The following is a 12781-nucleotide window of genomic DNA, read 5'->3' as shown; positions in this document are numbered from 1 at the left end:
TTCGTGTTAGCACCCTAAGTAGTTTGAACCCTCCCCGACCGCTGCGAGCCCCCTCTCCCGCTTGCGGGAGAGGGCTGGGGTGAGGGCGACGCGGTCACGGCGTCCGCGATCAGAACACCTCAGTCGCTGATGCCGAAGCGGTGCAGGTCGTTGCCGTGGGTGTCGAGCCAGCTCTTGGCGCGCTCCATCTGCGGGCAGACCTTGCCGACCACCCGCCAGAACCGTGCCGAGTGGTTCATCTCGACCAGATGCGCGACTTCATGCGCGGCCAGATAGTCCAGCACATAGGACGGCGCCAGGATCAGCCGCCACGAGAACGACAGCGATCCGGCCGAGGTGCACGAACCCCAACGACTCGACTGGTCGCGGATCGACAGCCGCGTGACCTTGACGCCGAGCTCCGGCGCGTAGCGGTCGCAAGCCTTCTGCAGATCCTTGCGTGCCTCGCGCTTGAGGAAGTCGTGGACGCGGCGATCGATATGCTGGGCCTCGCCAGCGACGCAGATGATCCGCTCGCCGGACTCGCGCGTTTCGGTCCACACCGTACCGCGGCCGGTGCGGTGCACGATCTTGTGGTCGTGGCCGCGCAGCGGCACCAGCGTGCCGGGCTGGAACGGCGCCGCCTTTGGCAGACGGCCGAGACGCGCCGCGATCCAGGCGCCGTGACGCTGTGCAAACTCCTTCGCGTCAGCCAGCGTGCCGCGTGGCGGCATCGTCAGGATCGCTTCGCGGTCGCTCGGATGAATGCGCAGCGTATAGCGGCGGGCGCGGCGATGACGCCGAATGCGGACGGCGAAGAACTGCGAGCCGTGACGAACGGCGATGGTCGACGGCTCAGTGGGCCGCCGATAGAGAAGTGCGCGGAAGGCCATTTCTACAGATCCGGACAACGAAAGGTCGCCTGGAGTCTGCCATATCCGCCCCCAATGGAAGCGCTCGGCGCAAAAACAAATCATTTGCCCAATATACAGGGTTTGGCGAAAGCCAGCCCCCTACAAGATGGGCCCGGGAACTCAAAAATTCATCGAATTTAGATTCAGATAATGCGCATGAATCGTGACTCACAACTCACTCGTTTGGAACTCGGTGAATCCGGATTTCCCGCCTCCCGCACCCGCGGACCTAAGCACGCTCCGGTTTGATTTGGCTTCACAAATCCAACTCATCCTGCGGCTTATCCACAATCATCAGCTGTCGTGTTGCTGATTACTCCGCCGCAGCACTCGCACGCGCGCTGTTCGCAGCCGACATCATGAAATCGGAGATACGCGGCACGATTTCCGAACGGAATCGCGAGCCGTTGAACACGCCGTAATGACCGACGCCCTTCTGCACGTAGTGCACGCGCCGATCATCCGGGATCGAGCTACACAGTTCATGCGTCGCTTCCGTCTGCCCCAGTCCGGAGATATCGTCCTTCTCGCCTTCGACCGTCATCAGCGCAACGCGCGTGATCTTCGACGGCTCGACCAGTTTGCCACGATGCATCATCTCGCCCTTGGGCAGCGCGTGCTTGACGAACACCTGGTCGACGGTCTGCAGATAGAACTCCGCCGTGAGGTCCATCACGGCCAGATACTCGTCGTAGAATTCACGATGCTTGTCGGCGAGGTCGCCGTCGCCTTGCACCAGATGATTGAACAGGTTTTTGTGCGCGTCGACGTGGCGGTCGAGGTTCATGCTGATGAAGCCGTTGAGCTGCAGGAAGCCCGGATAGACGTCGCGCATCACCCCCGGATGCGGGAACGGCACCTTGGTGATGACGTGGCTGCGGAACCAGTCGATGCCCTTCTCGGCCGCGAGATTGTTGACCGCCGTGGGGTTGCGGCGGGTGTCGATCGGACCGCCCATCAGCGTCATCGACAGCGGCACGAACGGATCCTGATTGGCTTCCATCACCGACACCGCACTCAGCACCGGCACCGACGGCTGGCACACCGCAACGACGTGGACGTTGCCGCCCAGCACCTGCAGCATCTCGATGACGTAATCGACATAGTCGTCGAGATCGAACCGGCCGGCCGCAACCGGCACCATCCGGGCGTCGGACCAGTCGGTGATGTAGACCTCGTGGGTCGGCAGGAAGGCCTCGACGGTGCCGCGCAGCAGCGTCGCGTAGTGGCCCGACATCGGCGCCACAATCAGTACCCGCGGGTGCGGGTGGCGCAGCGGACGCTCCAGCTTGCGCTCGAAATACAGCAACCGGCAGAACGGCTTTTCCCACACGCTGTGGATCTCGATCGGCACGCGCATGCCGTTGACGTCGGTGGTGTCGAGCCCCCATTCGGGCTTGCCGTAGCGCCGCGTGGTGCGCTCGAACACCTCGCAGGCGGCGGCGATCTGCTTGCCGAAGTCGGTATGGCTCCAGGGATTGAGCGGATTTTTCAGCGCCAGCTTGGTGGCGTCCGACATCGCGCGCGCCGGATTGAGCGAGGCGTGCGCGAGTTCGTAGAACCAGTACATCGGCGTGGTCATCGCCGGGCTGACTTCGGCCGGCATCTCCGGCGGGCGGCCAAATTCACCAATCACTGGCATAGTATCTGTCCCTTGAGCTCTTTCGCGCCGCAGCATAGTGGCCGCTGGGCCGGGGGGCGTCAATCGATAGATCGAAATATGAGCACAACGCCCCGGCCAATGCTGTCCGGAAACAGCCTATTCACCGCTCTGAATTAACGAGCCGTGGCGGCGCGCACTATTCAGCATCACCAGAAAGCTCACGAAGGAGGCAGCGAACAGCACCACGTTGAGTCCGAGCGACCACAGCATCAGGTCGACACGGAACACGTGCTGCATCAACAGCGCCCGCATGCCCTCGAACACGTAGGTCGGCGGCAGCGACCAGGCGATCACCTGTAGCCAATGCGGCAGCACCGACACCGGATAGTATACACAGGCCAGCGGCATGATGCCGAACATCAGCGACCAGACGATGCTCTCGGCGCCGAGCCCGTTGCGCAGCACCAGGCCCGACACGAAGATCCCGAGCGCCCAGCTGGTGAAAATCAGGTTGCAGAAGAAGGCGATCAGCGGCAGTCCGAAGCCGAGCAGATTGAAGTCGAAGAAGATCATCGCCAGCAGCGTCATCGGCACGATGCCGATCGCCAGCCGGATCAGGCTCATGATCATCAGCGCGATCAGGAACTCGATCGGCTTCAGCGGGCTCATCATCAGGTTGCCGAGATTGCGCGCCCACATCTCTTCGAGGAACGAGATCGAGAGGCCGAGCTGACCGCGGAACAGGATGTCCCACAGGATCACCGCGCCGATCAGCGTGCCGCCGGCCCGCGCGAAAAACCCGGCGTTTTCGGCGATGTAGCTCTGCAGAAACCCCCAGGTGATGATCTGCAGCGCCGGCCAGTACACCAGCTCCAGCAGCCGCGGCCACGACGACAGCAGCAAGTACCAATAGCGCTGCACCATCGCGGCGATGCGGTGCCAGGCGAGGCCCTGGCCGAACTCGAGGCTGCCGATCAGCGATTTCATGGCGCTAGACCTGTGTGTTTGGAAAGAGTAGCGCGAGCTCATCAAAGTTCCCGGGAAGTATCTTCGTCCGATTTGCGCGCAGCCTCTCACCAAGTCGTTCCCGCGCAGGCGGGGACCCATACTCCGCAGCGGCGCGGTAAAAGGACTGAGGGCAGACACCATCTTTCAATCGAGAAGCCAGGGGATATGGGTCCCCGCCTTCGCGGGGACGACGTGTGGTGAGTTCTTGCCTCATAGCAAGCTGCCTTCCTCGCGATCCCGGCCGCGCGCAACGTCGAGGAAAACTTCCTCGAGCGTTGCACGGTTGTAGCGCGCCAGGATGGCGGCCGGGGTGTCGTCGTCCTCGATCAGGCCGCGCTTCATGATCACTACGCGATCGCACAGCCGCTCGACCTCGAGCATGTTGTGCGAGGCGAGCAGGATCGAGGCGCCGCGCGCCTTGCGGTAGGTCTCGAGGTGACCGCGGATCCAGTCGGCGGTGTCGGGGTCGAGCGAGGCGGTCGGCTCGTCGAGCAGCAGAAGCTCGGGCCGGTTGATCAGCGCCTTGGCCAGCGCCACGCGGGTCTTCTGCCCGGCCGACAGCTTGCCGCTCGGCCGGTCGAGAAACTCGGCGAGGTCGAGATCAGCCGCCAGTTCGGCGATCCGGCCGCGCAAATCAGGCACGTCGTAGAGCCGGCCGAACACGCTGAGATTCTGCCGCACCGTCAGCCGCGACGGCATATCCACATAAGGACTCTCGAAATTGATCCGGCCCAGCACCGCGGCGCGCTGCTCCGGCATGGCGTGGCCGAGCACGCGGATGCGACCCTCGGTCGGCAGCACCAGCCCCATGATCATCGCGATCGTGGTGGTCTTGCCGGCGCCGTTGCCGCCGAGCAGGCCGGTGATGCTGCCGCGCGGCACGCAAAACGAAATACCGTCGACCGCGCGGGTCGTCTTGTACAGCTTCACCAGGCCAGCGACCTCGATCGCAGCGGCGGCGTCGACGGTCGCTGGAAGCGGCCGGGATGAGGGCTCGACAGTCATGGCAGGCGTTTTGACGAGTGCGGCGCCGCTGTGCAAGCCATTGCGGCGCCGCGACGACGGCGCGAATTGTGAACACCCGGCGCGGCGAGTAGTGTCCGGCGCATGTCCGACGATCTAATCTCCGCCGATTTCCGCCACCCCCGCCGCCATGTCCGGCTCGACACCATCCTGCGGCTGCGCTGGCTGGCGGCGCTGGGCCAACTGGCAGCGATCTTCATCGTCGCCCAGGGACTCGAGTTCGATTTTGCGGTACTACCCTGCCTCGCCATCATCGGCGCCTCGGCGCTGGTCAATCTCGCGCTGCAGATCGCCTTCAACCCGATGCAGCGGCTGGAACCGGTCCATGCGGCCGCGCTGCTGGCGCTGAACATCTCCGAACTCGCCGGCCTGTTGTATTTCACGGGCGGGCTGCAGAATCCGTTCGCGTTCCTGTTTCTCGGTCCGGTGCTGATCGCCGCCACCGCGCTGCCGACCCGGATGACCATCGCACTCGGTATCTTCGCGGCCGGCTGCGCGGCGCTGCTCGGCTATAGCCACCAGCCGCTGCCCTGGGCCGGCGACGAAGCCGTGCAACTGCCGGAAATCTACCTGATTGGCGTCTGGCTCTCGATCCTGCTCGCGATCGGGGTCACCAGCGTCTACACCTTCCAGGTCACCGAAGAGGCGCGCAAGCTCGCCGACGCGCTGTCGGCGACCGAACTGGTGCTGGAGCGCGAGCAGCATCTCACCCAGATCGACGGCCTCGCCGCCGCCGCCGCGCACGAACTCGGCACGCCGCTGTCGACCATCTTCCTGATCTCGCGCGAGTTGGAAAAATCCGCGCCGCCCGAGATGGCCAGCGACCTGCGCACGCTGCGCGAGCAGGCGCAGCGCTGCCGCGAGATCCTCGCCAAGATTTCGCATCTCAACGCCGCCGGCGCGCCGTTCGACAAGATGCCGCTGTCGACCCTGATCGAGGAGGCGGTCGAGCCGCACCGCGATTTCGGCGTCACAATCAAGGTCCGGGTGGCGGTGTCGGGCGTCGCCGAGCCGGTGGTGATGCGCAACCCGGCAATCCTCTACGGCATCGGCAACATCCTGGAGAATGCCGTCGATTTTGCCCGCGATACGGTCGAGGTCAACGCCTGGTGGAATACCGAGACGGTGCAGATCATGATCTCGGACGACGGCCCCGGCATCAAGCCGGACCTGCTCAAGCGCATCGGCGAGCCGTATCTGTCGCGCCGCCGCCATCCCGACGACGACGGCCCGTCCGATCGTGCCGGCTTGGGGCTGGGCGTGTTCATCGCCCGCACGCTGCTGGAACGCACCGGTGCCAAGGTGTCGTTTCGCAATAAGCTGTTTCCGGACCACGGCGCGGTGGTCCAGCTGACATGGCCGCGCAGCCGCTTCGAAAACACCGAAAGCGTCGTCGCGACAGAGACTTGAACGGGGGCGCGCGGTCCGGTCGCAGGGCTCGGGCTTTGCCCGGGCCTTGGCATTGTCGCACCCGGTCGCCATATCTTTTGAATTGACGCTCAGGAGACCCCACGCCGTGAACGCCATCCCCGAACTGAACGACCACACCGACCGCTCGCTGCTGATCGTGGAGGACGACAAGCCGTTCCTCGAGCGCCTGTCGCGCGCGATGGAGACCCGCGGCTTCGCGGTCACCTCCTGCGACAGTGTCTCCAGCGGTCTGGCGCAGATCGGCAAGCAGGCGCCGGCCTTCGCGGTGGTCGATTTGCGGCTCGGCGACGGCAACGGCCTCGACGTGGTGTCGGCGCTGAAGAAGGAGCGCCCGGACGCCCGCGCCATCGTGCTGACCGGCTACGGCAACATCGCCACCGCCGTGACCGCGGTGAAGATGGGCGCCGTCGACTATCTGTCGAAGCCGGCCGATGCCGACGACGTCGTCGCAGCGCTATTGGCGAGCGGCGACGAGAAGTCCGAGCTGCCCAATAACCCGATGTCGGCCGACCGCGTGCGCTGGGAGCACATCCAGCGCATCTACGAGATGTGCAACCGCAACGTCTCCGAAACCGCCCGCCGCCTCAATATGCACCGCCGCACCCTGCAGCGCATCCTGGCCAAGCGCGCCCCGCGCTGAGGCCCCCCTCCAGCCTCTCCGTCATTCCGGGGCGCGCGCAGCGCGAACCCGGAATCTCGACGCGTTCATCACAACCTCTCCCCGCGCACTCCTCTCCACGAGTCATGAGCTCATTGCCTGGGGCGCCCTCACCCCAGCCCTCTCCCGCAAGCGGGAGAGGGAGCGCGCTGCGGCTCGGGGAGAAGCTTACCCTTCCCCAAATCCCTGCGGATCGCTCAGCCGCCCCAGCCGCTGTGCCGCGGCCAGTGCGAAGCGCAGCATCATCAGTTTGCGGGTCGGCGCCGGGAGTTTGTGCTCGGGGGCTTCGCAATGCAGGTGGGCGCCATAGGCGTCGGCGACGATCAGGCCGGTGTCGCCGGGAAAGATGTCGCACGGCAGATCCTGCGTGAAGGCGAAGAACAGCCGGTCGCAATGCGCCCGGTACTCCGGCCATTTTTGGTCGGCCCGCAGGTCCGCCAGCGACGATTTGATCTCGACGATCCAGATCTCGCCGCGCTCGTTCAGCGCCACCAGATCGGCGCGCCGCCCGGACGGCAGCGGCAGTTCGCTGACGCAGGCAAAGCCGAGCGAGCGCAGCAGCCGGGTGGTGCCGCGCGCGATCTGCAGCGCGGTTTCCGACTGCCGCAAATCGGGCGGCACCAGCATGTGAACGGCATTCGTTTTCATCGCGACGAAGTCTAGCCGATTCCGACGCCGGCTCCCAAGCGGGGCGTGCCGGAACCGCGCCGTCGCCGCGCGCCGCGCAGCGATGCTTTGAGGCATGGCTGCGGGGGCAGTTGGAGACGATTAATGAAACGCATCACCCTGTTCCGGGCGCTGATCCTCGCGGCCCTCGCCGCGCCGCTGGCTTTTCAATCGACCGCACAGGCCAAGCCGGCGGTCGAAGTTGCCTTCGTACTCGACACCACCGGCTCGATGAGCGGGCTGATCGAAGGCGCCAAGCGAAAAATCTGGTCGATCGCCACCGCGATCGTCGACAGCAATCCCGACGCCGACATCCGCATGGGCCTGGTCGCCTACCGCGACATCGGCGACGACTACGTCACCCGCAGCGTCGACCTCACCTCCGACATCCAGGACCTCTACGCCCGGCTGCTCGACCTGCAGGCGCGCGGCGGCGGCGACTGGCCGGAGAGCGTCAACGAAGCGCTCGACGTCGCCGTCAATAAGATGCGCTGGAGCAGCGGCGGTGAAACCCGCCGCATCGTGTTCCTGGTTGGCGACGCGCCGCCGCACATGGACTACGCGCAGGACACCAAATATCCGACCACGCTGGCAGTGGCGCGGCAGAAAGACATCATCGTCAACGCCGTGCAGGCCGGCAGTGCGCAGGACACCGCGCGCATCTGGCACGCCATCGCCGAGGGCGGCCGGGGCCGCTATATCCCGATCCCGCAGGACGGCGGCCAGGTGGTGATCATCGAGACGCCGTATGACGACGACATCATCATCCTGCAGAAGGAGATCAACGGCACCGTGATCCCCTACGGCCCGGCACCGCTGCAGAAGCGGACGGAAAACAAGATGCGGCAACTCTCCGAAGTCGCCGCCGCCGCACCGGCCGCCGCCTCCGACATGGCGAGCTATCTCAACAAACGCGCCGCGACTTCGTCCGAGGCCGTCACCGGTGGCGGCGATCTGGTCGGCGACGTTGCTGCAGGACGGCAGAAGCTCGGTGATATCAAGATTGCAGAATTGCCCGACAGTCTGCGCGCCCTACCCGCCGAGCAACGCGCCGCCAGGATTGACGACCAGATCAGCAAACGCCAGGCGCTCAACATCAAGCTCGCCGCCCTGGTCAAGCAACGCGACGAGTACCTGCGGGCTCACCGCAACAAACAGCCGAAGCAAGCGTCATCATTCGATCGCGAAGTGGAGGCCACGCTCAAGGCGCAGTTGCAACGGTAGCTCCTCGGCTGCCTTGCCCCGAACGAGCGGGGCGAGGCAGCGGGTTGAGGGCTCAGTTCACCTTCTCGATCGCCATCGCGACGCCCTGGCCGACGCCGACGCACATCGTGGCGAGTGCCAGCTTGCCGCCGCGGGCTTCCATGCCGTGGACGGCGGTCAGTGCCAGCCGCGCGCCGCTCATGCCGAGCGGGTGGCCGAGCGCGATCGCGCCGCCGTGCGGATTGACGAAGTCGGCGTCGTCCGCGACGCCGAGCTGGCGCATGCAGGCGATGCCTTGAGACGCGAAGGCTTCGTTGAGTTCGATCAGGTCGAAATCGCTGATCTTGAGGCCGAGCCGCTCCATCAGCTTGCGGGTCGCCGGCACCGGGCCGATCCCCATGATGCGCGGCGGCACGGCGGCCGAGGCGAGGCCGAGAATTTTGCCGCGCGGCGTCAGGCCGTATTTCTTCACCGCCGCTTCAGAGGCGATCAGCATCGCCGCGGCGCCGTCATTGACGCCCGAGGCGTTGCCGGCCGTCACCGTGCCGGGATTGCGCACGATCGGCTTCAGCTTGGCGAGGCCTTCCAGCGTTGTCTCCGGGCGCGGGTGCTCGTCCTGGTCGACCACGGTCGGACCAGCCTTGCCCTTGCCGGGGATCGTCACCGGCGCGATTTCCTGCGCGAAGTAACCAGCCGCGATCGCCGCGCCGGCGCGCTGCTGGCTGCGGATCGCGAAGGCGTCCTGGTCGGCGCGCGACACCTGGAATTCCTCGGCGACGTTCTCGCCGGTCTCCGGCATCGAATCGACGCCGTATTGCTGCTTCATCAGCGGGTTGATGAAGCGCCAGCCGATCGTGGTGTCGAAGATCTCGGCCGAGCGCGAGAACGCCTCGGAGGCCTTACCCTGCACGAACGGCGCGCGGGTCATCGACTCGACGCCGCCGGCGATCGCCAGATCGATTTCGCCGCCGCGGATCGCACGGCCCGCCGCGCCGACCGCATCGAGGCCGGAGGCGCACAGCCGGTTGAGGGTCTGGCCGGGCACGGAGTCGGGCAGGCCGGCGAGCAGCGCGGCCATGCGGGCGACGTTGCGGTTGTCTTCGCCGGCTTGGTTGGCGCAGCCGAAGAACACTTCGTCGACGGCGCTCCAATCCATGGTCGGATGCTTGGCCATCAGCGCCCGGATCGGAACCGCCGCGAGGTCGTCGGCGCGGACTTTGGCAAGCGAGCCGCCGAACCGGCCGATCGGAGTGCGCACTGCGTCGCAGATGAAGACGTCGGCCATCGAAACTCTCCCTTGTGGCGATCCGGGCTGGGCCGGATTTGTGCCCGGGTTTTAGGAAGCAAGCCCCGGGCGGTCAATGCACACGCCACGCACAACCACATGCGGAAACCGTGCATGACCGGCGTGCTGCGGTGGAGCGGGCCGGGTGAAGTTTGCTAGACATCGGCCATGACCATCCATGCCGACATCGCCGCGCCGCCCGATCCGTCCCCGCCCGTCGAGGCACCGGCGAAGATGTCGCCGATGATGGAGCAGTACCACGAGATCAAGGCGGCCAATCCGGGCCTGCTGCTGTTCTACCGGATGGGCGATTTCTACGAATTGTTCTTCGAGGACGCCGAGATCGCCTCGCGCGCGCTCGGCATCACGCTGACCAAGCGCGGCAAGCATCTCGGCGCCGACATTCCGATGTGCGGCGTGCCGGTCGAGCGCTCCGACGACTACTTGCACCGGCTGATCGCGCTGGGGCATCGCGTCGCGGTGTGCGAGCAGACCGAGGATCCGGCGGCGGCGCGCGCCCGCAAGAGCGTGGTGCGGCGCGACGTGGTGCGGCTGATCACGCCGGGTACGCTGACCGAAGACACTCTGCTTGACGCCCGCGCCAACAACTATCTGTTGGCCATCGCTCGCGCCCGCGGCTCGTCCGGCGCCGACCGCATCGGGCTTGCCTGGATCGACATTTCGACCGGCGAATTCATCGTCACCGAATGCTCGACCGGCGAGCTGCCGGCGACGCTGGCGCGGATCAATCCGAACGAAGCGATCGTCGCCGACGCGCTGTATAGCGACGCCGAGATCGGCCCGCTGCTGCGCGAACTCGCCGCGGTGACGCCGCTGACCCGCGACGTGTTCGACAGCGCCACCGCCGAGAAGCGGCTGTGCGATTACTTCGCGGTCGCTACCATGGACGGCCTCGCCGCGTTGTCGCGGCTCGAGGCCACCGCGGCAGGCGCCTGCGTCACCTATGTGGACCGCACCCAGCTCGGCAAGCGCCCGCCGTTGTCGCCGCCGTCGCGCGAGGCGATCGGCACCACCATGGCGATCGATCCGGCGACCCGTGCCAATCTCGAACTGACCCGCACGCTCGCCGGCGAACGCCGCGGTTCGCTGCTCGACGCCATCGACTGCACCGTCACGGCCGCCGGTTCGCGGTTGCTCGCCCAGCGCCTTGCCGCGCCGCTGACCGATGCGGCCGCGATCGCGCGGCGGCTCGATGCCGTCGAGGCCTTCGTGGTCGAACCGACGTTGCGCGAACAGATCCGCAGCGCGCTGCGGGCCGCGCCGGACATGGCGCGTGCGCTGGCGCGGCTGTCGCTCGGCCGCGGCGGCCCACGCGATCTCGCCGCGCTGTGCAGCGGCATCCGCGCCGCCGACGAGGTTCTGGCGCAACTGTCGCGCCTCGCCGAGCCGCCGCAGGACATCGCCGGCGCGATGGCGGCACTGCAGCGGCCGTCGCGTGATCTTTGCTCGGAACTCGGTCGTGCGCTCGCCGACGATCTGCCGCTGCTCAAGCGCGACGGCGGCTTCGTGCGCGACGGCTATGAGCCGGCGCTCGACGAGACCCGCAAGCTGCGCGATGCGTCGCGCCTCGTCGTGGCCTCGATGCAGGCGCGCTACGCCGACGACACCGGCATCAAAGGTCTGAAGATCCGGCACAACAACGTGCTCGGTTACTTCGTCGAAGTCTCGGCGCAGCACGGCGACAGACTGATGGCGCCGCCGCTCAACGCCACCTTCATCCATCGCCAAACGCTGGCCGGCCAGGTCCGCTTCACCACCGCCGAGCTCGGCGAGATCGAGGCCAAGATCGCCAATGCGGGCGACCGCGCGCTCGGGCTCGAGCTGGAAATCTTCGACCGGCTGGCAGTAATGATCGATGCCGCCGGCGACGATCTGCGCGCCGCAGCGCACGCTTTTGCGCTGCTCGACGTCGCCACCGCGCTGGCCAAGCTGGCGTCTGACGACAACTACGTGCGGCCGGAGGTCGACGAGTCGCTGAGCTTTGCGATCGAAGGCGGCCGGCACCCGGTGGTCGAGCAGGCACTGCGGCGCGCCGGCGAACCATTTATCGCCAATGCGTGCGACCTGTCGCCCGGGCCCGCGCAGAAAAGCGGTCAGATCTGGCTGCTGACCGGCCCGAATATGGCCGGTAAGTCGACCTTCCTGCGCCAGAACGCGCTGATCGCGCTGCTGGCGCAGGTCGGCAGCTACGTGCCGGCGGCACGTGCGCGGATCGGCGTGGTCGACCGGCTGTTCTCGCGCGTCGGCGCCGCCGACGATCTGGCGCGCGGCCGCTCGACCTTCATGGTCGAGATGGTCGAGACCGCCGCGATTCTCAACCAGGCCTCCGAGCGGGCGCTGGTGATCCTCGACGAGATTGGCCGCGGCACCGCCACGTTCGACGGCCTGTCGATCGCCTGGGCGGCAATCGAGCATCTGCACGAACAGAACAGGTGTCGTTCGCTGTTCGCCACGCACTATCACGAGCTGACGGCGCTGTCGGCCAAGCTGCCGCGGCTGTTCAACGCCACGGTGCGGGTCAAGGAATGGCGCGGCGAGGTGGTGTTCCTGCACGAGGTGCTGCCGGGCTCCGCCGACCGCTCCTACGGCATCCAGGTCGCCAAGCTGGCCGGTCTTCCCGCGAGCGTGGTGTCGCGCGCCAAGTCGGTGCTGGCCAAGTTAGAAGCCAACGACCGCGGTCAGCCCAAGACGCTGATCGACGACTTGCCGTTGTTCGCCATCACGGCCCGCGCGCCGGCCGAGGCCGCACCGCCGAGCGAAGCCGAGCAACTGATCGTAGCAGTGAAAGCGCTACATCCCGACGAGATGTCCCCGCGCGAAGCGCTCGAGGCGCTGTATGCGCTGAAGGCGAAGCTACCGCAGTCGTTGGGGTTGGTTTTGGGGGGGGGGGGGGGGGGCGCCCCCCCCCCCCCCCCCGCCGCCCCCCCCCCCCCGAGCGTGGGGGGCGAGCTCAGAGAGCCCCTCAAGCCCGCCGACGCGGAGGAGGATGG

General features: G+C 66.7%; 10 protein-coding genes. 4 read left to right on the top strand and 6 right to left on the bottom strand.

Annotated elements, in window-relative coordinates; translation table 11 throughout:
• Positions 1-119 precede the first annotated feature (119 nt).
• From D4Q52_RS03480 to D4Q52_RS03465, 4 genes are all read right to left on the bottom strand, one after another.
• A complete protein-coding gene (locus D4Q52_RS03480; protein WP_119855166.1) occupies positions 120-956 on the bottom strand; it encodes a M48 family metallopeptidase in 837 nt (278 codons plus the stop codon).
• Positions 957-1206: 250 nt separating this feature from the next.
• Complete coding sequence (locus D4Q52_RS03475) at positions 1207-2535, bottom strand: polyhydroxyalkanoate depolymerase (RefSeq protein WP_119855165.1); 1329 nt, start codon at positions 2533-2535, stop codon at positions 1207-1209.
• Positions 2536-2652: 117 nt separating this feature from the next.
• Complete coding sequence (locus D4Q52_RS03470; protein ID WP_119855164.1) at positions 2653-3483, bottom strand: ABC transporter permease; 831 nt, start codon at positions 3481-3483, stop codon at positions 2653-2655.
• A gap of 231 nt (positions 3484-3714) precedes the next feature.
• Positions 3715-4509 (bottom strand): ABC transporter ATP-binding protein, encoded by a 795-nt coding sequence (locus D4Q52_RS03465; protein ID WP_119855416.1) that lies wholly within the window; start codon positions 4507-4509, stop codon positions 3715-3717.
• A 102-nt stretch (positions 4510-4611) separates the two neighbouring features.
• Here D4Q52_RS03465 and D4Q52_RS03460 point away from each other — a divergent pair, with 102 nt between their 5' ends.
• Together D4Q52_RS03460 and D4Q52_RS03455 are read left to right on the top strand one after the other, a co-directional pair.
• Complete coding sequence (locus D4Q52_RS03460) at positions 4612-5937, top strand: ActS/PrrB/RegB family redox-sensitive histidine kinase (protein WP_119855163.1); 1326 nt, start codon at positions 4612-4614, stop codon at positions 5935-5937.
• A 106-nt stretch (positions 5938-6043) separates the two neighbouring features.
• Entirely contained in the window at positions 6044-6598 is a 555-nt protein-coding gene (locus D4Q52_RS03455; RefSeq protein ID WP_119855162.1) for an ActR/PrrA/RegA family redox response regulator transcription factor, read from the top strand.
• A 186-nt stretch (positions 6599-6784) separates the two neighbouring features.
• Here the strand turns inward: D4Q52_RS03455 and D4Q52_RS03450 are convergent, their stop codons facing one another.
• Positions 6785-7264: an MmcB family DNA repair protein gene (locus D4Q52_RS03450; RefSeq protein WP_119855161.1), complete on the bottom strand. Its 480-nt coding sequence runs from the start codon at positions 7262-7264 to the stop codon at positions 6785-6787.
• 123 nt (positions 7265-7387) lie between these two features.
• Here D4Q52_RS03450 and D4Q52_RS03445 point away from each other — a divergent pair, with 123 nt between their 5' ends.
• Entirely contained in the window at positions 7388-8506 is a 1119-nt protein-coding gene (locus D4Q52_RS03445; protein ID WP_119855160.1) for a vWA domain-containing protein, read from the top strand.
• A 52-nt stretch (positions 8507-8558) separates the two neighbouring features.
• Here the strand turns inward: D4Q52_RS03445 and pcaF are convergent, their stop codons facing one another.
• The gene (pcaF, locus tag D4Q52_RS03440; RefSeq protein WP_119855159.1) at positions 8559-9770 is read right to left on the bottom strand and encodes a 3-oxoadipyl-CoA thiolase; all 1212 of its coding nucleotides are present in this window, start codon (positions 9768-9770) and stop codon (positions 8559-8561) included.
• A 168-nt stretch (positions 9771-9938) separates the two neighbouring features.
• Between pcaF and mutS the strand changes: the two genes are divergently transcribed.
• Positions 9939-12781, top strand: a 2843-nt coding sequence (gene mutS, locus D4Q52_RS03435; RefSeq protein ID WP_234831053.1) for a DNA mismatch repair protein MutS, incomplete at its 3' end; no start/stop codon positions are given.

Origin of the sequence: Rhodopseudomonas palustris (genome assembly GCF_003591005.1) — a bacterium.
Taxonomy (GTDB): Bacteria; Pseudomonadota; Alphaproteobacteria; order Rhizobiales; family Xanthobacteraceae; genus Rhodopseudomonas; species Rhodopseudomonas palustris_K.
Note: the sequence above shows the minus strand (reverse complement) of the source record. Positions and strands in the feature narration are given on the sequence as shown.